Raw genomic sequence first — 25,418 nt, forward strand, 5'->3', positions numbered from 1 at the left:
CGGTGCCCCTCGGCCCGCCCGCGGCAAAACCACAAATGGGGCGCCCGCCCCCGGGGGGGGCCCGCCCTCCTCTTTTGTCCGGGGAACTGCTCCCCGGGGTAAAAACTACTTGCCGAACCAGATGCCGATTTCACGGGCCGCGGACTCGGGGGAATCCGAACCGTGCACGAGGTTCTGCTGCACGGCCGTGCCCCAGTCGCGGCCGAAGTCGCCGCGGATGGTGCCCGGGGCGGCAGTGGTCGGATCGGTGGTTCCGGCCAGGGACCGGAAGCCTTCAATGACCCGTTCGCCCTCAAAAATGGCCGCGACGATCGGGCCGCTGAGCATGAACTCCACCAGCGGTTCGTAGAACGGCTTGCCCTCGTGCTCGGCGTAGTGCTCCTCGAGCACGGCGCGGGTGGCCTCCACCTTCTTCAGCTCGGCCAGGGTGTAGCCCTTGGCTTCAACGCGCGCCAAGATGGCTCCGGAGAGGTTCCGCTCCACGCCGTCGGGTTTGATCAGTACAAGTGTGCGCTCGGTGCTCACGGTAAATCTCCTTGCCAAGTTGCGGATTTCTGGTCTAAGCCTAGTCTGTGGCCGCTTCGCCGGCAGTGCCGGAGCCTGCCGAGCCTTCGGGATGGGCTTTTTCCCATTCCTCCTGCTCGCGGTCCCGCTGGCGGTTTTCGCGGTCCAGCCGCATGCCCGTCTTCAGCGCGTACCACCAGGTGCCGGCGAAGAGCGCTCCGACCAGGAACATCATCGGCTCCAGGAAGCCGGTGGCGATGATCACCAGCTGAAGGATCCAGCCGATCACCGGACCGGCCGGCTTGGACAGAAACGCGCAGGTTGCGATCAGTGCTGCGCTCAGGACGAGGCCGCCGCTGAGGATTATCGCGGGATTCAGGACGTCGCGCTGCAGGCCAAAAACGGCGAGCGTTGCGAAGATCACCAGGAACGCTTCCAGCGTAAGGACCACGGAGGCGAACATGATGCGCACGGAGCGCCGCTTTTTGGGCATGCCCGGGCGCCACTCGCGCTGGGCTTTGGTCAGCTTTGCCATGGCCCTTACTTCCCCAAGAGGGTGCGCGCTTCGGCCACCACGGTGATGGACCCAATGATCAGGACACCGCCGGCCAGGTCATTGTTCTCTTCGGCCTTGGCGACGGCCCACTCCAGTGCGTTGTCCAGGCCTGGTTCCACCTGCAGGTCCGCATCGGCAAAGCCGGCGTCGACGGCGTCCTGAACCAGGTCTTCGGCCGAAAGGGCCCGCGGCGAGCTGGACTGCGTGAGGCAGACTCCGGCGATCTGGTCGCCGAGCGTCTCGCGCAGTTCGGTCAGGATCCCGACGGCGTCCTTCTCCGCCAGAATCCCCACCACCAGTACCAGGGAGGTGAAGCTGAACGCTTCCAGCACAGCCTCTGCAGCGGCTTTGGCGCCTGCCGGGTTGTGCGCGGCGTCCACCACGATGGTGGGGGCGGTCCGCACCACTTCCATGCGGCCGGGCGAGGTGACGGTGGAGAACCCGGTGCGCAGCAGCTCCACATCCAGTTCCTTGGTTCCTCCGCCGATGAAGGCCTCCAGCGCAGCGACGGCGACGGCGGCATTTTCGGCCTGGTGCTTGCCGTGCAGCGGAAGCAGCAGGTCCTCGTAGCGTCCGGCGAGTCCGGCGATGGTGAGCATCTGCCCGCCCACTGCCATGACCCGGGATTCGATGCCGAACTCCACGCCCTCGAAGCGGTACGGGATGCCCATTTCACGGGCCTTCTCCAGCAGCACCTGGGCCGCCTCCATCGGCTGGGCGGCACTGATCAGGAAGCCGTTTTCCTTGATGATGCCGGCCTTTTCCATGGCGATGTCGGCGACGTCGTCGCCCAGCAGCTCGGTGTGGTCCAGGGAGATCGGGGTGATCACGGAGACCGAACCGTCGCCCACGTTGGTGGCGTCGGTGATGCCGCCCAGGCCCACTTCAATGACCGCCACGTCCACCGGTTCGTCGGCGAAGACCGCGAACGCCAGGATGGTAACGGCCTCAAAGTAGGTCAGGCGCGGCTCTCCGGCGGCAGTCAGTTCGCCGTCGACGATGTCCAGGTAGGGGTGGATTTCGTCCCAGATCCGCACAAACGTCTCATCGGAAACGGGTTCGCCGTCGATGCTGATCCGCTCGGTGACCTTGCTCAGGTGCGGGCTGGTGTACCGGCCGGTGCGCAGCCCGTAGGCACGCAGTCCGGCTTCGATCATCCGCGCCGTGGACGTCTTGCCGTTGGTGCCGGTGATGTGGATGATCGGGAACGCCTTGTTCGGCTCCCCGAGCACCTCCATGGCCCGGAACAGCGGAGCCATCCGGGGCTCCATCTTGTTTTCCGGCGCCCGGCTCAGCAGCTCGGCATAGACGCTCTCAACGGAAAAACCGTCAATTGCTCCGGAGGGTCCGTCAGACATGCTCATTAAATCTTCTCCAGGGTGACGGTGAATTCTTCATCGTCGTCGGCAAGGGTAACTGCCGTGAGAACCAGCTCGTCGGTCAGGGTTTCGGACTTGATCAGTTCGGCATTCGCCTCGAGCGCCGCGGCGGACGACGGCGACGTTTTGACCACGGTGCGGATGTGGTCGCTGATGTGCAGGTTCGCGTCGCGGCGGGCCTGCTGGATGGCGCGGATGCCGTCGCGGGCAGTGCCCTCGGCAGCCAGCTCCGGGGTGACCTCGGTGTTCAGCACCAGGAAGCCGCCGCCGGGCAGGACTGAGACTGCCTTGGAGGACTCGCCGTCGGCGGTTTCCACGACCGTTTCCAGCGTGTATTCCTGCGGCTGCAGTTCAAGGCCGCCGGCGGTGACGGTTCCGGCGTCGTCCACCGACCAGTCGCCGGATTTGGAGGCCTTGATCGCGGTCTGGACGTTCTTGCCCAGGCGCGGACCCGCGGCACGGGCATTCACCACAAGCTTCTGCGTGATGCCGAACTCGGCCGGGTCAGCGGCGGCCGCCTCCATCAGCCGGACTGACTTCAGGTTCAGCTCGTCAGCGATGATGGCGGCGAACTGGCCCTGCAGCGCCTCGGCGTCGGGGGCGACGACCGTCATTTCGGACAGCGGCAGGCGCACCCGCAGGTTCGCGGCCTTGCGCAGCGAGGAACCCACCGAGGCGATCCGGCGGGTGCGGTCCATGCGGTCCACCAGGGCCTCGTCCTGCGGGAACAGATCGGCGTCCGGCCAATCGGTCAGGTGCACCGATCGTCCGCCGGTGAGGCCGCGCCAGATCTCTTCGGAGATCAGCGGCAGCAGCGGGGCGGCGACCCGGCAGACCGTTTCCAGGCAGGTGTAGAGCACGTCGAAGGCCTGGGCGTCTTCGTCGAAGAAGCGGTTGCGGCTGCGGCGGATGTACCAGTTGGTCAGCGTGTCCATGTACTGGCGCAGCGTTTCGCAGGCCTCGGACACGTCGTAGCTGTCCAGCTGCCCGGTCATGGTCCGCACCAGGTCGCCGGTGGCGGCGAGCATGTAGTTGTCCAGCGGTTCGCTGGACTCGTAGCGGGCCTTGGCCTCATAGCCGTTGCCGTTGTCCGCGGCGTTGGTGTAGAGCGTGAAGAAGTGCCACACGTTCCACAGCGGCAGGATGACCTGGCGGACTGCCTCGCGGATGCCCTGTTCGGTGACAACAAGGTTGCCGCCGCGCAGGATCGGCGAGGACATCAGGAACCAGCGCATGGCGTCGGAGCCGTCGCGGTCCAGGACCTCGGAGACGTCCGGGTAGTTGCGCAGGGACTTGGACATTTTCTGCCCGTCCGAGCCCAGCACGATGCCGTGGCTGATCACGTTGCGGAACGCCGGACGGTCAAACAGTGCCGTCGCCAGGACGTGCAGGGTGTAGAACCAGCCGCGGGTCTGGCCGATGTACTCGACGATGAAGTCGCCCGGGTTGTGATTCTCGAACCACTCGGCGTTTTCGTGCGGGTAATGCACCTGGGCGTACGGCATGGAACCGGAGTCGAACCAGACGTCCAGCACGTCCTCCACGCGGCGCATGGTGGACTGGCCCTCTTCCGGGGTGCGGGGGTCATCCGGGTTGGGGCGGGTCAGCTCGTCGATGAACGGTCGGTGCAGGTCGGGCTCGCCGGCCTTGTTCACCGGCAGGCGGCCGAAGTCGGCCTTCAGTTCCGCTAGCGAACCGTACACGTCGGTGCGGGGGTAGTTGGGGTCGTCGGAGACCCAGACCGGGATGGGGCTGCCCCAGTAGCGGTTGCGGCTGATGGACCAGTCACGCGCGTTTTCGATCCACTTGCCGAACTGGCCGTCCTTGACGTTGTCCGGGATCCAGTTGATCTGCTGGTTCAGCTCCACCATGCGGTCCTTGACCTTGGTGACCTCGACGAACCAGGAGGAGACCGCCTTGTAGATCAGCGGGTTGCGGCAGCGCCAGCAGTGCGGGTAGCTGTGCTCGTAGCTGGCCTGGCGCAGCAGGCGGCCGTCGGCGCGCAGCACCTTGGTGATCGCCTTGTTCGCGTCGAAGACCTGCTGGCCGGCAATGTCGGCCAGGGGGCCGTCGCCAAACATGGGCAGGAACTTGCCCCCCTCGTCCACGGAGAGGATCACCGGGATGCCATTGGCTTCACAGATCTTCTGGTCGTCCTCACCGTAGGCGGGAGCCTGGTGGACGATGCCGGTGCCGTCGGTCGTGGTGACGTAGTCGGCGGTGACGATCTGCCAGGCGTTGGCCGTGCCCCACTTCTCGGTGTCGGTGTAGTAGTTCCACAGCGGCGCGTAGCGCAGTCCGGCGAGGTCGTTGCCCAGGTGCACGGCGGTGACGGCCGCACGGGCGGCGTCGGCGTCGTCGTACCCCAGGTCCTTGGCGTAGGCACCCACCAGGTCTTCGGCGAGCAGGTAGCGGGCGGCCGGATCGCCCTGCGGGGTGCCGTTGGGGCCGGCGGGCACCACGGCGTAGCGGACGGAGGGCCCGACGGCGAGGGCCATGTTGGTGGGCAGGGTCCAGGGCGTGGTGGTCCAGGCGATAGCGAGAACGCCCTCGAGCTCGGCGGAGAGCACGTTGTCGCCGGCGGTGATCGGGAAGGTCACCGTGACAGTCTGGTCCTGGCGGTCCTTGTAGACGTCGTCGTCCATGCGCAGTTCATGGTTGGACAGCGGCGTCTCGTCCTTCCAGCAGTACGGCAGCACGCGGAAGCCGCTGTAGGTCAGGCCCTTTTCATGCAGGGTCTTGAAGGCCCAGATGACCGATTCCATGTAGTCGACATTGAGTGTCTTGTAGTCGTTCTCGAAGTCCACCCAGCGGGCCTGGCGCGTGACGTAGTCCCGCCACTCGCCGGCATATTCCATGACCGAGGCACGACAGGCGTCGTTGAACTTGTCGATGCCCATCTTCTCGATCTGGACCTTGTCGGACATGCCCAGCTGCTTCATTGCCTCAAGTTCAGCGGGCAGGCCGTGCGTGTCCCAGCCGAAGCGGCGCTCGACTCGGCGGCCGCGCTGGGTCTGGTAGCGGGCCACCAGGTCCTTGGCGTAGCCGGTGAGCAGGTGCCCGTAGTGCGGCAGGCCGTTGGCGAAGGGAGGGCCGTCGTAGAAGACAAATTCGTTGGCGCCGTCTTTGCCGGCAGGCCGTGCATCAATCGAGGCCTGGAAGGTGCCGTCCTTGTCCCAGTACTTCAGAACGCGTTCTTCGAGTTCCGGAAACCGGGGGGAAGACGGGGCGGCGTTTTCTGCCGGGGCGGCGGCCGTAGTGGCCTTGGGATAGATAGAGGGCATATTCGTCATCCTGATAGCGGCAAGTAATTCTGGTGAAAAACAGGATGCGAGGGCGGAATCCTTGCCGGCTCAAAGCCTGCGGAAATCCGCGGTACCACCTCGCTTGCCGCCGTCGTCGTCCGCGCCGTGCGTTGCAGTGAACTGCAAAACAATGCGCCGCCGAACCGGGCTGCCGCTCGTTGACTGCTGTGACGGGCTTACCCGTCCGGTTCTACTGGGCCCCGTGTTGCAGTGGCAGGGCTGTTCTTCCGGAAGCTCACCGGTGATGGCCGGGTCAAAGCTGCTCCCGCCAGTTTAGGCCACGGCCCCGGCGATGTCGAAGTACACCGAAGGCGTGCCGTGCCCGCTGCGGCAACGCGTTGGCCGGCGGATGGCCGTTACCGGCGGATGACCTTGTGGTTTGCTGCCTGGGCCAGCGGGCGCAGCACTACCTTGTCCAGGTTGATGTGGTGGGGAAGGTTCAGGGAATAGGCCATGACATCCGCTACGTCTTCGGCGGTGAGCGGCTCCGCGACGCCGGCGTAGACCTTTTCGGCCGCTTCCTCGTTCCCCAGACGGTTCCGGGAGAACTCCGCTGTCTTGACCATGCCGGGGAGGATCTCGATGACCCGCACGTTGTTTTCCGCCTCTTCCAGGCGCAGGGTTTCCGCGAGCGCCTGTTCAGCCGACTTGGCCGCGCAGTAACCGGCGCCGCCTTCGTAAGCAGCCAGGGCCGCCGTCGACGTCAGCATCAGGATGGAGCCCTGGCCGGATTCGCGCAGGGCGGGCAGGAATGCCTGGGTAACCCGGAGTGCTCCGATGACGTTCACGTTGTACATGGCTTCCCAGTCGCTGAGCTTGCCCTCGGCCACCGAGTCCATGCCGAAGGCGGCGCCGGCGTTGTTGATCAGCGCGTCCACTCCCCCGCCGGCCAGCACCTCTTCGGCCATCTTCGTTACCGATTTGCTGTCGGTCACATCTGCGGTGACGGTCTGCGCGCCGGTTTCCTCGGCGAGCGCCTGCAGTTTCTCTTCCCGGCGGGCGACAGCCACGACATCCCAGCCGGAGGCGCGCAGGGCGCGGACAGCTGCCGCTCCAATTCCTGAGCTTGCTCCGGTCACTACTGCGCGTTTGGCGCGCTGGACGGGGCTGGACTGGGCGGCTGAAGGCGCGGGGGAAGGCGCGGGGGAAGGCACGGGGGAAGGCACGGCGGAAGTCATGCAGCCACTGTAGTCATTGGGCCCGCCTGCTCCACAGGTCCCGGGCCCTGTATTACGTGCTGCAGCCGCTGCGCTGTCCGCTCCGTCCTGCCGGCTCCGTCCTGCCGGGTCGCGCTGCCCGACCCTGCCGACCCTGCCGACCCTGCCTGTCCGCGGCGCCTGCTGGTTCCCACCCCCGCCTTCCTGCCCGCGCGCGCTGCCGTACCGCCTGCGCTCGCACCCCTGCCCGAACCGACTCCACCGCCCGCACCGGTTCCCACCCTTCGTTACTCCTGTGGCCTGTGGGACCCGCCTAACCGCCTCTCCTTCCCGCACGCGCACTGGTTCCCACCCTTCGTTACTCCTGTGGCCTATGGGACCCCACCAACCACAGAAGAAATCAGAGGGTGGGAACCAGTGCGGGGTAGCCAGCGAGTGCACGCCGAACGAGTGCCAAAAACCCCTCTGGGTTCCGCAGCACCATCTCAGCAGTAATCCGAAGTGTCATCCATCCTGCCGCCGTCGCCGCATTCCAACGGTTCCTGTCCCTGCGGTATTGCTCCCTTCCACTGTGAAACTCATATCCGTCGATTTCCACGAGCAGCCGTCCTTCCACAACTAGGTCCACCCGGCCCACTCCCGGTATGCGAACCTCCGTTTCGACCGAAAGCCCGGCCGCTTGGAGGTGGAAACGCGCGCACACTTCCAGCGGCGATGCAGTCCTGGGCCGGATTCCGGCGATGAGCTGCCGAATCTTCCAGTCCTTGGGACCCGAAAACTGCTGTTCCAATGTCCGGATCCCCACTTGTTGCCTGCTGACGGCAAACTCTGCGAGGACCAGCGCGGGCAGCGGCGGAAGACATCGGAAAGCTGTTCCGACGATCTGTGCGGGAGCAGCGATGAGGCGTTTACCCGTGCGGGGACCCCGGTGCACAACGGTGTCAGCGAGGCGGGTTGCCCGGTCCGCCACCACATGGACCTGATGCGCCTCGGGCAGCACCCACCAATTGAGCACCCGTGCGGCGCTGATGCAGGTCAGCGACACACCGCTGGCAGCAGCGAACAGCAGCTCGGGCGGCGCATCGTGCAGGGCATAGATGCCGGGGCCGGGCCGCAACACCGTTCCACTCCGCACTGCTCGGTCGATCTCGGCCCGCGTGAAGCCGTTCGCCGTGAGGGTACTGAATCGCGCGGCACCATGGTGGAACCTCAGGAATACTTCGAGGCTGTTCATGCCCCGAGCATTATTCCGTTGGAGTATCGGCGCCATGGGAAGGCCAGATCTGTAGACAGGGCGCATCGGTTCCCGGCCTGTGGCGGAGGGGTTGTGCTCCGGGGTGTCGTTGCGCAGCGGCGGCGTTGCGCAGAGGAGTGTCGTCGCCGCACAGGAGCGGGCCGCCACAGAGTCGTGGCCCGCCTGGTGCCACGGATCTGGAAACGGTCCGGCGCCGCGCACTGATTCCCACCCTTCGTTACTCCTGTGGCCTGTGGGGTCCCACCTGCCCCAGCAGATACCAAGGAGTGGGAACCGGTGCGGGCAGCAAGACCGGGCCTGCCAAACACGGCATCACCGGCACCGCCGCGTCCGCCAATTCCGCATCACAGCGCACAGTGCCGCACGCCATACCGCCCGCGTGAAAGAATGGAACCATGGCTGAAAACTTTCCGGGCACAGACACGCCCGACAACGCACCCAAGACCGTATCCGTCCCCGACAAGCCCGCCCTCGAGGGCCTTGAAGCAACCCTGAGCCGCCGCTGGCGCGAAGAGGGAACGTACGCGTTCAACGAAGACACGGTCCGCGAGGACGTCTACTCGATCGACACTCCCCCGCCCACGGCTTCCGGTTCACTGCACGTGGGACACATGTTCTCCTACACGCAGACCGACGTCATGGCCCGCTACAAGCGCATGACCGGCAAGAACGTGTTCTACCCGATGGGCTGGGACGACAACGGCCTGCCCACCGAGCGCCGGGTGCAGAACTACTACGGCGTCCGCTGCGATCCGACCAAGCCCTACGATCCGGACTACCGCCCGCCGGCCACCGCACCGAAGAACCAGCGCGACTTCGACGTCATCTCCCGCCGGAACTTCATCGAGCTGTGCGAGGAGCTGGCTGTGGAGGACGAGAAGGTCTTTGAGGACCTCTTCTCCACCCTGGGCCTGTCCGTGGACTGGACCCGCACCTACCGCACCATCGATGACAACTCCCGCGCCGTCAGCCAGCGCGCCTTCCTGGAGAACCTCAAGGCCGGCGATGCCTACATGTCGGAGGCTCCCACGCTCTGGGACGTCACCTTCCGCACCGCGGTCGCCCAGGCCGAGGTGGAGGACCGCGAGCAGCCCGGCGCCTACCACCGGATCAGCTTCCATGCCCCCGACGGCGAAAAGATCTTCGTGGAGACCACCCGTCCGGAGCTGCTTCCCGCCTGCGTCGCCCTGGTCGCACACCCCGACGACGAGCGTTACCAGCGCCTGTTCGGCACCACGGTCACGTCCCCGCTGTTCGACGTCGAGGTCCAGGTCCGCGCTCATCCGCTGGCCAAGCCGGACAAGGGTTCGGGCATCGCGATGATCTGTACTTTCGGCGACCAGACCGACGTCACCTGGTGGCGGGAACTGAACCTGCCCACCCGCGCCGTCGTCGGCCGTGACGGCCGCCTGCTGGCCGAAACGCCGGAGTGGATCACCACGGAAAAGGCGAAGGAAAACTACGCCGCCGTGGCCGCCAAGACCGTCTTCAGCGCCAAGGAAGCCGTCGTGGAGATGCTGCGCGAAAGCGGCGACCTCGAGGGAGAACCGAAGAAGATCACGCACCCGGTGAACTTCTTCGAAAAGGGCGACAAGCCGCTGGAGGTAGTCACCAGCCGCCAGTGGTACATCCGCAACGGCGGACGGGACGAGGACCGCCGGGGACGCCTGATCGCCCGCGGCAAGGAGATCGACTTCCATCCGGCGTTCATGCGTTCACGTTACGAAAACTGGATCGAGGGCCTGAACGGTGACTGGCTGGTCTCCCGCCAGCGCTTCTTCGGCGTCCCCGTTCCGGTCTGGTATCCGCTGGATGCCTCCGGCAACCCGGACTACGAGAATCCGGTGCTGCCCGCGTCCGAGTCGCTGCCGGTGGATCCGGCCGCGGAGCCGGCCCCGGGCTACTCGGAGGACCAGCGCAATCAGCCCGGCGGCTTTGTCGGCGACGCCGATGTCCTGGACACCTGGGCCACGTCGTCCCTGACGCCGCAGATTGTGGGCGGCTGGAGCCGGGATGAGGACCTGTTTGCCAAGGTCTTCCCCTTTGATCTGCGCCCGCAGGGGCACGACATCATCCGCACCTGGCTGTTCTCCTCCGTGGTCCGCGCCGACGCGCTGAACCACGCAGCGCCGTGGAAGCACGCCGCCATCTCGGGCTGGATCCTGGATCCGGACCGCAAGAAGATGTCCAAGTCCAAGGGCAACGTGGTGGTCCCCACCGATGTGCTCAACGACTACGGCTCCGACGCCGTCCGCTACTGGGCGGCCTCGGCCAAGCTCGGTGCCGACACGGCCTACGAGATTGCGCAGATGAAGATTGGCCGCCGCCTGGCCATCAAGCTGCTCAATGCCTCCAAGTTCGTGCTGAACCTGGGTGCCACGGAACAGAACGTTCTCACCGCCGACACCTCGGTGATCACCAACGCGCTGGACTCCGCACTGCTCAAGCAGCTGGCCGAGGTTGTGAATGCCTCCACCAAGGCATTTGAGAACTATGACTATGCCAAGGCCCTGCAGCTGAGTGAGTCCTTCTTCTGGTCCTTCACCGATGACTACGTGGAGCTGATCAAGGACCGCGCCTACGGTGCGTTCGGCGAAGAAGAGCAGGCCTCCGTGCTGGCCACCCTGGCCACCACCCTGGATGCGCTGCTGCGTCTGTTCGCTCCGTTCCTGCCCTTCGCGACCGAAGAGGTCTGGGGCTGGTGGCGGAACGGCTCGGTGCACCGCGCGCCGTGGCCGAACGTCGATGCGCTGTCCGCAGCCGTTGCGGAGGCCGACGCCGGGATCCTCGCCACGGTGGCAACCGCCCTGGGCGGCATCCGCAAGGCCAAGTCCGAGGCCAAGGTCAAGCAGCGCACGGAGGTCCTCAAGGCCGCCGTCACGGCTTCCGCAGCCCAGGTGGTCCAGCTGGAGGCCGGGCTGGCCGATCTGAAGGCGGCTGGCAACGTGCGTGAGCTGTCCCTGGCAACGGGCGACGGCGAACTGGCCGTCTCCGACGTCGAGCTGGCTCCTCCGGCCGAGTAGAAGCCTCCGTCCGCAGGGACGGAGAAAGCCCCGCCGGATGTATCTTCCGGCGGGGCTTTCCTGTGTCTGAGTGTGTCAGTTGGTTTTTGGTGTGTCGGCTGGTTCAGTCGAACTGCGGGCGCTCGGTACGGCTGCGCTTGATCTCGAAGAAGGCCGGGTTCTCGGCCAGCATGACGGCGCCGTCAAACATCCGGCCCGCTTCCTCGCCGCGCGGAATGCGGGTCAGCACCGGACCGAAGAACGCGGTGCCGTTGAACGCGACCACGGGGGTTCCGACGTCGTCGCCCACCCGGGAGGTGGCTTCCTGGTGCGAGGCACGCAGCTGGGTGTCGAACGCGTCGCTGTCGGCGTACTGCGCCAGGTCAGCCGGCAGGCCCACCTCCTCCAGGGCTTCCCGGATCACTGCGGTGAAGTCCTTGTCGGCACCGATGTGGATGCGCGTGCCCATCGCGTCGTAGAGCTTCTTGATGTACTCTGCACCGTGCAGTTCCTGCGCGGCGATGATCACGCGCACCGGACGCCAGGCTGCCTCCATGCGTTCCTGGTAATCCTCGGGCAGATCCCGTCCCTCATTCAGGACGGCCAGGCTCATGACGTGCCACGAGGTGCGGACATCACGGACCTTCTCGACTTCGTCCATCCAACGGGAGGTCACCCAGGCGAACGGGCAGGTCGGGTCAAACCAGAAATCAGCTTTTGCTGCAGCGTCAGGCGAGGTCAAGGCAAACTCCTTCAAGGGTTATGCGGATCGTTGGTTGGGGCAACCGCTGATCAGGCGGATTTGTTCCGGCGCTTGGTCGCCACGGCCTGGGAAATCAGCGTGGGCTCGGCCTTCTGTGTCACGACGTCCTCGGTGATGACCACGGTCGCGACGTCGTCGCGGCTGGGCAGGTCAAACATGACCGGCAGCAGCACCTCTTCGAGGATGGCACGCAATCCGCGGGCCCCGGTGCCGCGGGACAGTGCGGCGTCGGCAATGGCGTCCAGGGCGGCAGGCTCAAAGGTGAGCTCCACGCCGTCGAGCTGGAACATCTTCTGGAACTGCTTGACCAGGGCGTTCTTGGGTTCGGTAAGAATCCGGATCAACGCGGCGCGGTCCAGGCTGGACACCGTGGTGATGACCGGGAGCCGGCCGATGAATTCAGGAATCAAACCGAACTTCAGCAGGTCCTCAGGCATGACTTCGGCGTAGGAATCGGCTTCCTTGGCGTTCTCGTTCAGCGGAGCGCCGAAGCCGATGCCCTTCCGTCCGGACCTGGAGCCGATGATTTCTTCCAGTCCGGCAAAAGCACCGGCCACGATGAACAGCACATTGGTGGTGTCGATCTGGATGAATTCCTGATGCGGGTGCTTGCGGCCGCCCTGCGGCGGGACGGAGGCAACCGTGCCTTCAAGGATCTTGAGGAGCGCCTGCTGCACGCCCTCGCCGGACACGTCGCGGGTGATCGAGGGGTTCTCGCTCTTGCGCGAGATCTTGTCGATCTCGTCAATGTAGATGATGCCCTGCTCGGCCTTCTTGACGTCGTAGTCGGCGGCCTGGATCAGCTTCAGCAGGATGTTCTCGACATCCTCGCCCACATAACCGGCTTCGGTGAGTGCCGTGGCGTCGGCGACGGCGAAGGGCACGTTCAAGCGGCGGGCCAAGGTCTGAGCCAGATAGGTCTTGCCGCAGCCGGTGGGGCCGATCAGCAGGATGTTGGACTTGCCGATCTCCACGTCGTCGGACATCACGGCGTCGGAAAGGTTGCCGGTGTTCCGCGGCGCGTGGCCGGCCTGGATGCGCTTGTAATGGTTGTAGACGGCGACGGCGAGGGAGCGCTTGGCCGGTTCCTGGCCGATCACGTATTCCTGCAGGGAATCGAAGATTTCGCGCGGCTTGGGCAGCTCGAAGGTGCCCAGATCCGCCACCTCGGAGAGTTCCTCTTCGATGATTTCGTTGCACAGGTCAATGCATTCGTCGCAGATGTAGACCCCGGGGCCGGCAATGAGCTTGCGGACCTGCTTCTGGCTCTTTCCACAGAAGGAGCACTTGAGCAGATCGGTGCTCTCACCAATGCGAGCCATAATTCAGTCCCCTTAGATGGTCCATCGTTCCAACAGCGCCGGACTCCGTCCCCAGACGGGGGCGGGCTCGGCCGGTCAGCCATGTTCCACTCTAGGACAATTGGCTGAGCGATTCAGCAACCAAAAGGCCCGTGGTGCGTAATTTCGCACCACGGGCCTATTGGAAGCAGTTACATCCGGTTGATGGCCGGGGTCTTGATCTTGCGGGAATCAAGCACCTGGTCGATCAGGCCGTACTCAAGGGCACCGGCGGCGGTGAGGATCTTGTCACGCTCGATGTCCCGGTTCACTTCCTCGGAGGTGTGGTTCGAGTGCAGCGCCAGGGTGTCCTCGAGCCAGGTGCGCATGCGCATGACTTCGGCCGCCTGGATTTCCAGGTCAGATGCCTGTCCACGCTCGCCGCCACCCAGTGCAGGCTGGTGGATCAGCACGCGGGCGTTCGGCAGCGCCAGGCGCTTGCCCGGGGTTCCGGCGGCCAGCAGCACGGCTGCGGCACTGGCTGCCTGGCCCAGGCAGACCGTCTGGATTTCCGGACGGATGTACTGCATGGTGTCGTAGATGGCCGTCATGGCCGTGAACGAACCGCCCGGAGAGTTGATGTACAGGGTGATGTCGCGGTCCGGGTCGTTGGACTCAAGGACCAGCAGCTGGGCCATGACATCGTCGGCGGAGGCGTCGTCGACCTGGACACCGAGGAAGATGATGCGGTCCTCAAACAGCTTGGTGTACGGGTCCTGGCGCTTGAAGCCGTACGGCGTGCGCTCCTCGAACTGCGGCAGCACGTAGCGGCTGGACGGCATCTGCGGTGCCGAGCCGCCTGCGGTTCCAAAATGGGTGTTCATAAATTACTCCTGAAGTCTAAGAAAGGTGCGCTGGCTAAGGAGGAAGCGTCAGTCCTCGACCGGGGCTGCGCCCTTGTCCTGGTCAGTTCCGCCGCCGCCCGTGACGCCGCCGGCATGCGCGGAGATCTTGTCGAAGAAGCCGTACTCCAGTGCTTCCGGAGCCGTGAACCACTTGTCGCGGTCGTTGTCCTTCAGGATGGTTTCCACCGACTGGCCGGTCTGCTCGGCCGTGAGCTCGGCCATGACCTGCTTCATGTGCAGGATCAGTTCAGCCTGGATGCGGATGTCGGAGGCGGTGCCGCCGATGCCACCGGAGGGCTGGTGCATGAGGATGCGGGCATGCGGCGTGGCGTAGCGCTTGCCCTTGGTGCCGGAGGAGAGCAGGAACTGTCCCATGGACGCTGCCAGCCCGGTTGCCACGGTGACGACGTCGTTCGGGATGAACTGCATCGTGTCGTAGATGGCCATTCCGGCCGTCACCGATCCGCCCGGAGAGTTGATGTAAAGGAAGATGTCCTTCTCAGGGTCTTCTGCGGAGAGCAGCAGCAGCTGAGAGCAGATGGCATTCGCGTTGTCATCCCGGACTTCCGAGCCCAACCAGATGATCCGCTCGCGCAGCAGACGGTTGTAGATGTAGTCGTCCCGGCTAGCCGGGTCCACCGTTGCCATTGTGGGTGTGTTGGGTGCAATTGCCATACTGAGTGACCTCTCGCTCTGGCGGGGTACAGAACCGCTAACCGCGTCAGCTGGTCCCGCCGTTTATCTCTTCTAGGACACTAACCTGTTGCGGCTGTGATCTGCTCGGGTTTTGCGGGCTGTTCGCTGACGGCGCACGATGCCCGCCACAGCCCAAGGCAGGGGAAATCACGCGGCCGACGGCGGCTGGCACCGGCGCTTCCCCGGGTTCCGCACTGCGTGCTCCCCCGGTCTCCCTACTGCTTAAACGACGACGCCGCCTGCCCGTGCGGGCAAGCGGCGTCGTCGTCGTTCAGTTGTTCCCCGGCGGGAAGATTATGCCTTGTCGCCGGTCTTCGACTCTTCGGCAACCTCAGCCTCGGGGGCTTCGGTTTCAGCGTCTGCAACGGGGGCTTCTTCGCCGGCGGGGCGGACGAAGTCGCTCAGGTCAATCTCGACACCTGCGGTGTCGGTGACCTTGGCCTGCTCCAGAACCTTGGCGAGGGCCTTGCGGCGGCGGACTTCGCCAACCATCATCGGGACCTGGCCGCTCTGGTCGATCAGCTGCGCGAACTGGTTCGGATCCATGCCGTACTGGCCGGCGGCGGAGACGATGTAGTCGATCAGCTCGTTCTGGCTGACGCCTACCTCTTCCTTGTCGGCAACAGCGTCAAGGATGATTTCGTTCTTGAAGGCTGCGGCAGTGTTCTCGCGAACTTCTGCACGGTGCTCTTCGGTGTCGTGGTCTTCGCCCTGGGAGTGTGCGCTCTCAGAGTTGAAGTGCTGTTCCAGCTGCTCTTCAATGACGGATTCCGGAACCGGAACCTCGATCATTTCCAGCAGCTTCTCCAGGACCTTGTCGCGGGCTTCGACGCCCTGCTCCATCAGCTTGGACTCTGCAGCGCGCTTGGTCAGGTCTTCGCGGAGTTCTTCGATGGTGTCGAATTCGCTGGCCAGCTGGGCGAAGTCGTCGTCGGCCTCGGGAAGCTCGCGCTCCTTGACGGCCTTGACCGTAACGGTGACGGTGGCGTCTTCGCCGGCGTGCTCGCCGCCGGCAAGCTTCGTCTCGAAGGTTGCGGACTCGTCAACGGACAGGCCGGTGACTGCTTCGTCCATGCCCTCGAGCATGGTGCCGGCGCCGACCTGGTAGGAAAGGTCTGCAGCGGAATCGATTTCTTCCTCGCCAACCTTGGCTACGAGATCCATGGTGAGGAAGTCGCCGTCGGCGGCCGGACGGTCAACCGTCTTGAGGGTGCCGAAGCGGCCGCGCAGCTCGTCCAGTGCCTTGGTGACGTCGTCGTCGGAAACTTCAGCCGGCTCAACGGTGACCTCGAGGCCGGAGTAGTCCGGGAGCTCGATTTCGGGGCGGACATCCAGCTCGACGTTGAAGACCAGCTGGCCCTCGTCGGTGGCGGGGTCCGGAACTTCACTGATTTCCACCTCGGGGCGGCTCATCGGACGGATACCCGTTTCCGATACAGCTTCCTGGTAGAAACCGTTCAGGCCGTCATTGATGGCGGTTTCCAGAACGTAGCCGCGGCCAACGCGCTGGTCGATGAGCCTGTTGGGGACCTTGCCCTTGCGGAAGCCAGGCACCTGCACCTGAGTGGCGATGGTCTTGTAGGCCTCTTCGATGCTCGGCTTCAATTCCTCGAAAGGAACTTCGACAACGAGCTTTACCCGCGTGGGTGTGAGGTTTTCTACAGCGCTCTTCACAGCGTAGTTCTCCTGAGGGTTCTGGGATTGGGTCTGCACCATGTGTACTACAGAGTCGGGGTGACAGGATTTGAACCTGCGACTTCCTGCTCCCAAAGCAGGCGCTCTTCCAAGCTGAGCTACACCCCGTCAGTGCAACTGACAGCCTACCGGCATGCAGGGACATGTGCACAATTGGGTGTGGCCCCAACCTCCCGGAAGCCCGGTTCGGCAGGGGATTTCCGAACCACTGTTTTACCGTGCTAAGGTAAAACCTGCCTTAGGGCGCCGGGGGATGTAGCTCAATGGTAGAGCCTCAGTTTTCCAAACTGATCACGCGGGTTCGATTCCCGTCATCCCCTCAGGAGAATATATCCGGCTGTTGCCGGCTTTGAAAGGGTCTTCCGCTTCGGCGGGGGGCCTTTTTCATTTGTCCCGTCTGTCCCATAACTGTGCCATCACCTTCCTTTCGTCCTTCGCGCATCTTTGGTTTGCGAGGGCCGGACTGGGGCAGCCGTGCCTGGGAGCCTGGAAGCCTGGGTGTTGGGAGCCTGGGTGCTGGGAGCCAGCGTGTTGGGAGCCTAGAACTTTGGGGCCTGGCGCCCGTACTTGGGAACCGGGACTCGGGAACCTGCGTCTTGCGCGCCTGTGCTTTTTGCGCCGTCCGGACCGCTAAACTCTTGCCACGATCCAACCCAGTTCCGCGGAGGTGAATGAGATGGCCCAAACGACTGCCCACGCAGGCCCTGCCGGACCGGCGCTCACCGCACTCCAGGTCAGTGCGGCTCTGCGGCACGAAGGGCTCCGTGCGACCATCCCCCGTCTCGACGTATATCGCGCTCTCGCGGTGTCCGGAGGGCACAGGTCAGCGGATGATCTGGCCGGGATGCTCGCAGCCGACGGCGGAACCGTCCAGCGCACAAGCGTCTACAACGCCCTGCGGGCACTGGTGGATGCCGGACTTGTCCAAGTGGTGCAGGCCGGCCCCGGAACCACCCTGTACGAGCTGCGCGGCAGCGATCACCACCATTTCCTGTGCCGCGATTGCGGAACAATCACCGATGTCCCTGCAGGCAGCGAGGTTCCGCCGCTGCTGGACATGAACATCCCGGGAGCCCGAGTGGATTCCGCCCAGGTGGTCCTGCGCGGACTGTGTGCCGATTGTCTGGAGCCGCATTAGGCCCATCGGACCGGGGTGCCCCATGGCCATCCCAGTTCAGCAGCAGTTCACCGTGCCAGGTGGATTTTCGAGTAAGTGTCCAGTAATGGCCCACCGCAGTAACTGTGGTTCGGATCACTAAAATAGAAGACATGTACTACTCCCCAGCTGGCAAAGACGGCAGCCGAACTCCCGGCCCCGACGCTTCCAGTGTGTCGCTCAACGCGTTGAGCACTGGGTCGTTGCCGGCCTCCGGCGTTGGTCCCGGTGTCCTCTTAGGTGGGGTTGTCCCCGCTGCCGGGACTACCGGAGTTGGCGTCCGCCCTTCCAGGGGTGTGGAGGATTTGGAGGCTGCGGAGCGGGTCTGCCTGATCAACGAGATCCGGGCGTTGGAGGAATTGAAGTGCGTCATCGCCGCCGCCCAGGCCAAGGCCGCGGCGGCCTTCGACGCTTCCACCCGCCGCGCCCAGGCCCGGGCCGGCCTGAAGGCCGAGCAGCTGGGCCGGGGCGTGGCCGCGCAACTGGCCCTGGCGCGCCGGGACTCTCCGCATAACGGTGCCAAACTGCTGGGCCTGGCAAGGATCCTGACCACCGAAATGCCGCACACCCTGCACGCCCTCTCCACCGGGGTGATCAACGAGTGGCGGGCCACGCTCCTGGTCCGCGAGACCGCCTGCCTGACCCTGGCCGACCGGCATAAAGTCGATGAACAGATCGCCGGGAACCCCGCGGAACTGGAACAGCTCGGAGATCGGAAGCTGATCGCCCGGATCAAGTCCCTGTCCTACGGTCTGGACCCGCATGCCGTGGTCAACCGTGCCGCGCATGCCGTTTCCCAACGGTATGTGTCCTGCCGTCCGGCCCCGGACACCATGACGTATCTGACCGCGTTGCTGCCGGTTGCCCAGGGGGTGGGCGTGTTCGCGGCGTTGACTCGGGACGCGGACCGGCTGCGGGCTGCCGGGGATCCGCGGACGAAGGGCCAGATCATGGCCGACACCCTCGTGGAACGCACCACCGGACAGGCCCGCGCGGAGGACGTGCGGGTCGAGGTGCAGCTGATCATGACGGACCGGACCCTGCTGCACGGCATCCTGCCGCCAGACACAAACACAAACACAGGCACGGGCACAGACGCGGGCACGAATACGGACACGGGCACGAATACGGTTGCGGACACGGCTGCGGAGCTGGACGCTGCCAGGACATCTGCGGACACCAAAGACCCCGGGACCGCGAACTGTGGCGGGATAGCAGCCGGCCGGCAAACGGAATCCTTCGTGCCCGACGGAGCCGAACCGGCCGTGCTGGCCGGATACGGAATCGTTCCGGCGCAGTGGGCCCGGGACCTGATCCGCGGTCCCGACCCGGTTCCGGACGATCCCAGCCCGGACAGCCCGGATCCCGGGGACAGAGACCAGGCCCGGGGTCCCGCCCCTAATCCGGCCCGGGGTCCCGCCCCTAATCCGGCCCGTGGTCCTGCCCCTAATCAGGCCCGTGGTCCCGCACCCAATCAGGCCCATGGTCCCGCCCTTGATCCGGGCGGCGCCACAGCCGGCTGCGGTACGGTGGCGCGGCGTCCGGATCCGCGCACCGAAGTCTGGCTCCGCCGGCTCTACGTCGCACCGAACTCCGGGCAGCTGACCGCGATGGATTCCCGGGCACGCCTCGTCCCCGGCGGCCTGGCCCGGCTAATCGCAGCCCGCGACCAGATCTGCCGGACCCCGTGGTGCGGAGCACCGATCCGGCACTACGACCACATCACCCCCGTCCGCGAGGGCGGACCAACCAGTGCCGAGAACATTCAAGGACTCTGCGAGGCCTGCAACCAGGCCAAGGAAGCACCAGGCTGGAGCGCACACGCGGTCGGGGATCGCCAACCGGACCGCCACACAGTGGACACAATCACTCCTACCGGACACACCTACCGGTCCACGGCGCCGCAACTCCCGCAATCATCTGCTGCTTCCCGTGCTTCCACAGCGCCGATGCTGCCGGCACCATGACTCCGCTTCTGTCAGTGCTCCTGGCAGACCGGACACCAGTAGAGCTTGCGGGCACCCATCTCGGTGCCGGCAACGGTCATGCCGCACCGCCGGCAGGGCAGGCCGGTGCGCTGATAGACATAGTGCGCTTCCTCGCGGGGAACCGGATCGGCCTGGCTCTCCCGGTCTGCCGGCAAGGTGGTGATGATCCTGCCTTGGGCTACGCCGTCGTGCATAACGGAGACAATGTCGGCCCACAGCGCCGCCGCTTCCTCCTCCCCCACGTCCCGACCCAATCGCCAGGGCGAGAGCCGCTGCCGGAAGAGCACCTCTGCACGGTAGACGTTGCCGACCCCGGCCAGGATCTCCTGATTCATCAGCAGCAAGCCCACCGGAGAAGCACGCCGGCGGAGCCGGGCAATAAAGTCCGCTTCATCGGCGCCGTCCTGCAGCGGGTCGGGGCCGAGGCGCGCAACGACTGCGGCGCGCTCGGCGTCGGTGATCACCTCGCATGCCGTGGGGCCGCGAAGGTCCGCCCAGCCGTGCGGCGACACCAGACGCACACGGACCGCGCCCTTGGGAGCAGGCGGACCTGCATAGGCGGCGCCGTCGTCCTCGGATGCTACCTCCCGCTCCCCCACCTTCCGCGGTGCACCGATGCTGGATGCTCCCAGAAAGGTCGAGTCACCGCCGAAATCGAAGGCGCCGTAGAGACCGAGGTGGATGCGCAGGAACAGGTCATTGTCGAAGCCCAGGAAGAGCTGCTTGCCGTGCGCCGCCGCATCAACCAGAACCCGGCCGTCGAGACGGGCAGCTCCTGCGGAGAACCGTCCCTGCGGACTGGACACTTCAAGCCGTTGCCCGGCAAACACCGAGCTGAACTGCCGGGCGAGCCGGTGAATCGAATGCCCTTCCGGCATCAGGACACCTCAGGCATCAGGAGCCCGCGATGGTTCCGGTGGTTTCGTATTCGGCGATTTTTGCGATCCGGCGGTTGTGGCGCTCGGCGTTGCTGTAGGGCTCCGCCAGGAACGCCTCGATGATTTCCGTGGCTTCGTCCACCGTGTGCTGGCGGCCGCCGACGGCGATCACGTTGGCGTCGTTGTGCTCGCGGGCCAGTTTGGCGGTGGACAGATTCCAGGCGAGCGCCGCACGGATGCCGCGGACCTTGTTGGCGGCGATCTGCTCACCGTTGCCCGAGCCTCCCAGCACGATGCCCAAAGAGTCGATGCCGCTCTGCTGATCGGTCACCACGGCTTCGGCGGCAGCGATGCAGAACTCCGGGTAATCGTCCTCGGCGTCGTAGGCCTGCGGGCCGTGGTCCACCATGTCGTAGCCCTTGTCCCGAAGGTGAGCCAGAAGGTGGGCACTGAGTTCCATGCCCGCGTGGTCGGTTGCTATGTGGACGCGCATGTTCCATCCGTTTCGTGTGGTGGGGAAATCCTGCGGTACCAGCCTAGCCGCTGACCGGCGGGCACAAATAATGGGCAGAGCAGTCACCGGCACCGGCGGGGCGGCCGCCAGCACCCAGCAATTTTCTGCCGCCAATATGCAGTTCCTTTCTTTTCTGAGCGCCAACCAGTGAGACAATGTTGCAATTGTTTAAAGTCGCCAAGCCGATTTCCACGGGCCGGCAGACACCCCTTCGCATATTGGAAAGGCAACACCTTGCCAGGTATGAATCTCACGCGCTCCGAAGCCCGTGAACGCGCAGAACTGATCAGTGTCGATTCCTATGACGTGAATCTGGACCTCACCCGCGGGGATGAGGTCTTCGGCAGCACCACCGTGGTTCGGTTCTCCGCCCGGCAGGGCGCTTCCACGTTCATCGACGCCGTCACCGCAGCGGTCCACCGCGTCACTCTGAACGGCGTGGATTTGGATGTCGCCGAGGTGTCCGACGGCGTCCGCATCCAGCTGCCCAAGCTTGCCGCGTCCAATGAGCTCGTTGTCGAGGCCGATGCCTTCTACATGAACACCGGCGAAGGCCTGCACCGTTTCGTGGATCCGGTGGACAACGAGGTGTACCTGTACTCCCAGTTCGAGGTTCCGGACTCCCGCCGCATGTTTACCGTGTTCGAGCAGCCGGACCTGAAGGCAGCCTTCCGCTTCACTGTTACTGCGCCCTCGCACTGGGACGTTATTTCCAATTCCCCCACCCCCGAGCCGCTTCCGGCCGGCTCCCTGGAAGAGGGCGGCAAGAACGCCACTTGGTCGTTCGACCCGACGCCGCGGATCTCTTCCTACATCACCGCGCTGATCGCCGGTCCGTATCAGTCCGTGCGCAGCCAGCTCACCAGCTCCGACGGCCGCACCATTCCGCTCGGCGTCTTTGCCCGCAAGTCGCTGATGCAGCATCTGGATGCCGAGAACGTGTTCGAGCTGACCCGGCAGGGCTTCGAATTCTACGAAAAGCAGTTCGGCACACCGTACCCGTTCGAGAAATACGACCAGCTTTTCGTGCCGGAGTTCAACGCCGGCGCGATGGAAAACGCCGGTGCGGTGACGTTCCTCGAGAGCTACGTCTTCCGCTCCCGCGTCCCCGACGCCACCGTCGAGCGCCGCGCCGTCACCATCCTGCACGAGCTGGCCCACATGTGGTTCGGCGACCTGGTGACGATGCGCTGGTGGAACGACCTCTGGCTGAATGAGTCCTTCGCGGAATTCATGTCCACCCTCGCCGCAGCGGACGCCACTGAATTCAAGCAGTCGTGGACCACTTTCGCTTCCATGGAAAAGGCCTGGGCCTACCGCCAGGACCAGCTTCCGACCACGCATCCGATCGTCGCCGAGATCCGCGATCTGGAAGACGTGCAGGTGAACTTCGACGGCATCACCTACGCCAAGGGTGCCTCAGTGCTCAAGCAGCTCGTAGCCTGGGTGGGGCAGGACCAGTTCATGGCCGGGGTGCGCGAGTACTTCGGCAAGCATGCCTGGGGCAACACCGAGCTCAAGGACCTGCTCTCCGAGCTGGAAACGGCCAGCGGGCGGGACCTTAAGGAATGGTCCGAGCTGTGGCTCGAGACCGCCGGAGTGAACACGCTTCGGCCCGAACTGGAGGTGGACGACGACGGCGCCATCACCTCCTTCGGCATCCTCCAGAGCGCCGTGCCTGAATACCCGACCCTGCGGCCGCACCGGCTGGCGATCGGTTTTTACGACGTCGGGCACGACGGCAAGCTGCACCGCACCCACCGCCTGGAGCTGGACATCGACGGCGAACGCACCGACGTGCCGGAGCTGGTTGGCCGGCAGCGTCCGGACCTGCTGCTGCTGAACGACGATGACCTGGCGTACGCCAAGATCCGGTTGGACGCCGCGTCGGAGCACACCGCTGTCCGGCGGCTGCGGGACATCTCCGAGTCGCTGCCCCGCACGCTCGTCTGGGCTTCCGCCTGGGACGCAACGCGCGACGGCGAGATCCCGGCCCGCAACTACGTGGAACTGGTGCTGCAGAACATCGGGTCCGAATCCGACTCCTCGGTGGTTCAGGTGCTGCTGCGTCAGCTGGCCACCACCCTAGCCTTCTACGTGTCGCCGGCAGACCGCGAGGCCATGACCGCCGCAGCTGCCGACAGCGTGTGGGATCTGGCCGGCGCGGCAGCGCCCGGCTCTGACTCCCAGCTGCAGTTCGTGAAGTCCTTCGCCGGGCACGCCGTGACCGAAGAACATCTGGACTCGCTGGCCGGGCTGCTCTCCGGCAGCCAGACCCTGGAGGGCCTGCACATTGACGCAGACCTGCGCTGGGAACTCCTGACCGGCCTCGTGGCCGGCGGGCGCATGGGCGAGGCCGACATCGTTGCAGAGCTGGACAAGGACGCCACGGCCACCGGACAGCTCGCCGCCGCCATGGCCCGTGCCGCTCTGCCCACCGCTGAAGCCAAGGCGGCTGCCTGGGAAGCCATTGTTGAGCGCACCGACATGCCCAACGCCGCCCAGCGTTCGGCGATCGTCGGCTTCAGCCGGGTGAAGGACACAGCGTTGCTGGAGCCGTACGCCGAAAAGTACTTTGCTGCCGTGCGCGAAGTCTGGAGCTCGCGGACGCACGAAATCGCCCAGCAGATCGTCACGGGCCTGTACCCGTCACGGCTGACCACCCAGGCCACCGTGGATGCCACGGATGCCTTCCTGGAGTCCCTGGGCGACGAAGCACCTTCGCTGCGCCGCCTGATCCTGGAAAGCCGCGACGGAGTGGTCCGCGCCTTGAAGGCGCAGGCAGCCGACAAGTAGAAATCACCACTGGCCCGGAGCCCCGCAGCATTCTGCGGGGCTCCGGGGCGGGCGGTTCCCACCACGCATCTTTTCACCGACCAGGAAGAAGGTCAGCAAGTTATGGATCTTTCCGAACACCGCTACGCCATCTCCCTGGAGTGGACGGGGAACCGCGGGACGGGCACTGCCAGCTACCGGGGCTACGGCCGCGACCACATCATCAGGGCCGACGGACTGCCGGATCTGGCCGGCACTGCCGACCCCACGTTCCACGGCGACCGCGACCGCTGGAACCCCGAGCAGCTGCTGCTCACCGCGCTGTCCCAGTGCCACATGCTTTCCTATCTGCACGTGGCGGTGAAGAACGGCATCACCGTCCTCGCCTACGCCGACGACGCCGAGGGAACCCTTCGGCTAAACCGGGACGGCAGCGGTGAATTCACCGGGGCCGTGCTCCGCCCCCGGGTAACGGTTGCCGCCGGCGATTCCACAGCCGCAGCGGAGGGCCTGCATGCCGAAGCCAACCGGTTGTGCTTCATTGCCCGCAGCGTGAACTTTCCGGTGCTGCACAAACCCGAAACCACCATCGAGGGCAGCTGACTAGAGCGTCTCCAGGGCCGCCAGCAGAGCAGTTTCCCGGGCAGCTGAAAGCCCGGACTTCCGTTCCCGGTGCAGGCCGCGGTCCTGCTCGTCGCCGAGGACGTCACGGATGGTGTGCTCGACCGGGCGCAGGCTAAGTCCGGCCGCCAGCGCGGACGCGGTGGACCGGGTGGAAAACCCGTCGTACCCCTTCTCCGGCAGCCACAGCGGCAGCGACTCGCTCCCGGCCCAATATGCCACACCCTGCTCATGCAGCCACTGCGGATCGGCGCTGCGGAAGCTGCCGTGGAAACCGGAGGCAGCGGCAGCCAGTGTCAGCAGCTCGCCAAACGGGACCGACGGCCCCATCACGTTGTAATTGCCGGTCACGGCCTCCTCGGCGCCGGTGACGAGCCACAGTGCCAGGTCACGCACGTCGATGGTCTGCGTCATGACTTCGGCATTGGCAGGGATCAGCACCGGACTGCGTTCCTGGGCCAGGCGTGCCGGCCAGTAGCCGAATCGGTCGCTGTCATCTTCGGGTCCCGCGATCAGGCCCGGACGGGTCACCAGCGTTTTGGCCGGGCCCAGGTCCCGCACCAGGTTCTCGCAGGCGACCTTGCCCTCGCCGTACTCGTTGTCCGCGGGCTCTGCGTACACGCCGTCAACGGCGGTCATCGGTGCCAGCAGCTCGGCACTTTCATCAGCGCCAGGCTTGTCGTGGGCTGCATAGACCGACGCGCTGGACACGAAGGACCAGTGGCTGCTTTTTCCCGCCAGCGCCAGGAGCGCTTCCCGGACCTGTTGCGGCTTGCGGGCGACGTCGATCACTGCGTCCCAGCCGCCGTCGAGCTCTGCGTATGCGGCTGCGCCGGCGTCACGGTCAGCGCTCACGAAGGCCGCGCCGGTCACGGGCGGCCCCGACTCGCCCCGGGCGAGGCAGGTGACATCATGGCCGCGGGCAACAGCTTGCCGGGCGACCTCACGGGAAAGGAAGACGGTTCCGCCGAGAATAAGGATGCGCATGT

19 protein-coding genes and 2 tRNA genes are annotated in these 25,418 nt (G+C 65.4%); 6 read left to right on the forward strand and 15 right to left on the reverse strand.

The window, feature by feature from the left end; genetic code table 11:
- Positions 1 to 105: 105 nt before the first annotated feature.
- From ndk to QNO00_RS02810, 6 genes are all read right to left on the reverse strand, one after another.
- Complete coding sequence (gene ndk, locus QNO00_RS02785; protein WP_284023554.1) at positions 106 to 525, reverse strand: nucleoside-diphosphate kinase; 420 nt, start codon at positions 523 to 525, stop codon at positions 106 to 108.
- A gap of 40 nt (positions 526 to 565) precedes the next feature.
- Positions 566 to 1,039, reverse strand: coding sequence for a DUF4233 domain-containing protein (locus tag QNO00_RS02790; RefSeq protein WP_284023556.1), 474 nt, complete (start codon positions 1,037 to 1,039; stop codon positions 566 to 568).
- Positions 1,040 to 1,044: 5 nt separating this feature from the next.
- Positions 1,045 to 2,418, reverse strand: a complete 1,374-nt coding sequence (locus QNO00_RS02795) for a bifunctional folylpolyglutamate synthase/dihydrofolate synthase (protein WP_284023557.1) — start codon at positions 2,416 to 2,418, stop codon at positions 1,045 to 1,047.
- Between the two features lie 5 nt (positions 2,419 to 2,423).
- Entirely contained in the window at positions 2,424 to 5,732 is a 3,309-nt protein-coding gene (gene ileS, locus QNO00_RS02800) for an isoleucine--tRNA ligase (RefSeq protein ID WP_284023558.1), read from the reverse strand.
- 368 nt (positions 5,733 to 6,100) lie between these two features.
- The gene (locus QNO00_RS02805; protein WP_284023559.1) at positions 6,101 to 6,922 is read right to left on the reverse strand and encodes an SDR family oxidoreductase; all 822 of its coding nucleotides are present in this window, start codon (positions 6,920 to 6,922) and stop codon (positions 6,101 to 6,103) included.
- A gap of 379 nt (positions 6,923 to 7,301) precedes the next feature.
- Complete coding sequence (locus QNO00_RS02810) at positions 7,302 to 8,135, reverse strand: PDDEXK-like endonuclease domain-containing protein (RefSeq protein WP_284023560.1); 834 nt, start codon at positions 8,133 to 8,135, stop codon at positions 7,302 to 7,304.
- 416 nt (positions 8,136 to 8,551) lie between these two features.
- Here QNO00_RS02810 and valS point away from each other — a divergent pair, with 416 nt between their 5' ends.
- Entirely contained in the window at positions 8,552 to 11,179 is a 2,628-nt protein-coding gene (gene valS, locus QNO00_RS02815) for a valine--tRNA ligase (RefSeq protein WP_284023561.1), read from the forward strand.
- 103 nt (positions 11,180 to 11,282) lie between these two features.
- Here the strand turns inward: valS and QNO00_RS02820 are convergent, their stop codons facing one another.
- From QNO00_RS02820 to QNO00_RS02845, 6 genes are all read right to left on the reverse strand, one after another.
- Positions 11,283 to 11,900: a mycothiol-dependent nitroreductase Rv2466c family protein gene (locus QNO00_RS02820; protein ID WP_284023562.1), complete on the reverse strand. Its 618-nt coding sequence runs from the start codon at positions 11,898 to 11,900 to the stop codon at positions 11,283 to 11,285.
- Positions 11,901 to 11,950: 50 nt separating this feature from the next.
- Positions 11,951 to 13,243: an ATP-dependent Clp protease ATP-binding subunit ClpX gene (gene clpX / locus QNO00_RS02825; RefSeq protein ID WP_229965416.1), complete on the reverse strand. Its 1,293-nt coding sequence runs from the start codon at positions 13,241 to 13,243 to the stop codon at positions 11,951 to 11,953.
- A 170-nt stretch (positions 13,244 to 13,413) separates the two neighbouring features.
- Positions 13,414 to 14,085 carry an ATP-dependent Clp protease proteolytic subunit gene (locus tag QNO00_RS02830; protein ID WP_229965415.1) on the reverse strand — a complete coding sequence of 224 codons (672 nt, stop codon included), beginning with the start codon at positions 14,083 to 14,085 and terminating at the stop codon, positions 13,414 to 13,416.
- A gap of 48 nt (positions 14,086 to 14,133) precedes the next feature.
- A complete protein-coding gene (locus QNO00_RS02835; protein ID WP_229965773.1) occupies positions 14,134 to 14,754 on the reverse strand; it encodes an ATP-dependent Clp protease proteolytic subunit in 621 nt (206 codons plus the stop codon).
- Positions 14,755 to 15,096: 342 nt separating this feature from the next.
- Positions 15,097 to 16,476, reverse strand: coding sequence for a trigger factor (gene tig / locus QNO00_RS02840; protein ID WP_284023563.1), 1,380 nt, complete (start codon positions 16,474 to 16,476; stop codon positions 15,097 to 15,099).
- A 55-nt stretch (positions 16,477 to 16,531) separates the two neighbouring features.
- A tRNA-Pro gene (locus tag QNO00_RS02845) sits at positions 16,532 to 16,605 on the reverse strand.
- 141 nt (positions 16,606 to 16,746) lie between these two features.
- Here QNO00_RS02845 and QNO00_RS02850 point away from each other — a divergent pair.
- The 3 genes from QNO00_RS02850 (at position 16,747) to QNO00_RS02860 (ending at position 19,620) form a co-directional block, all read left to right on the forward strand.
- Positions 16,747 to 16,817 (forward strand) — tRNA-Gly (locus QNO00_RS02850).
- A gap of 356 nt (positions 16,818 to 17,173) precedes the next feature.
- A complete protein-coding gene (locus tag QNO00_RS02855) occupies positions 17,174 to 17,635 on the forward strand; it encodes a Fur family transcriptional regulator (RefSeq protein ID WP_284023564.1) in 462 nt (153 codons plus the stop codon).
- 314 nt (positions 17,636 to 17,949) lie between these two features.
- Positions 17,950 to 19,620: an HNH endonuclease gene (locus QNO00_RS02860; RefSeq protein WP_284023566.1), complete on the forward strand. Its 1,671-nt coding sequence runs from the start codon at positions 17,950 to 17,952 to the stop codon at positions 19,618 to 19,620.
- Between the two features lie 11 nt (positions 19,621 to 19,631).
- Here the strand turns inward: QNO00_RS02860 and QNO00_RS02865 are convergent, their stop codons facing one another.
- Both QNO00_RS02865 and QNO00_RS02870 read right to left on the reverse strand, forming a co-directional pair.
- Positions 19,632 to 20,519: an Fpg/Nei family DNA glycosylase gene (locus QNO00_RS02865; RefSeq protein WP_284023567.1), complete on the reverse strand. Its 888-nt coding sequence runs from the start codon at positions 20,517 to 20,519 to the stop codon at positions 19,632 to 19,634.
- Between the two features lie 16 nt (positions 20,520 to 20,535).
- On the reverse strand, positions 20,536 to 21,012 hold the full coding sequence (locus QNO00_RS02870) for a ribose-5-phosphate isomerase (RefSeq protein WP_284023568.1): 477 nt from the start codon (positions 21,010 to 21,012) through the stop codon (positions 20,536 to 20,538).
- Between the two features lie 264 nt (positions 21,013 to 21,276).
- Between QNO00_RS02870 and pepN the strand changes: the two genes are divergently transcribed.
- Both pepN and QNO00_RS02880 read left to right on the forward strand, forming a co-directional pair.
- Entirely contained in the window at positions 21,277 to 23,829 is a 2,553-nt protein-coding gene (gene pepN, locus QNO00_RS02875) for an aminopeptidase N (protein ID WP_229965409.1), read from the forward strand.
- A gap of 102 nt (positions 23,830 to 23,931) precedes the next feature.
- Positions 23,932 to 24,411 carry an OsmC family protein gene (locus tag QNO00_RS02880; RefSeq protein ID WP_229965408.1) on the forward strand — a complete coding sequence of 160 codons (480 nt, stop codon included), beginning with the start codon at positions 23,932 to 23,934 and terminating at the stop codon, positions 24,409 to 24,411.
- On the opposite strand, the gene QNO00_RS02885 is transcribed toward QNO00_RS02880, so the two are convergent.
- Positions 24,412 to 25,416 carry an NAD-dependent epimerase/dehydratase family protein gene (locus QNO00_RS02885; RefSeq protein WP_284023569.1) on the reverse strand — a complete coding sequence of 335 codons (1,005 nt, stop codon included), beginning with the start codon at positions 25,414 to 25,416 and terminating at the stop codon, positions 24,412 to 24,414.
- Between the last annotated feature and the right edge of the window lie 2 nt (positions 25,417 to 25,418).

The sequence above is a fragment of the Arthrobacter sp. zg-Y1219 genome, from assembly GCF_030125545.1.
GTDB lineage: Bacteria > Actinomycetota > Actinomycetes > Actinomycetales > Micrococcaceae > Arthrobacter_B.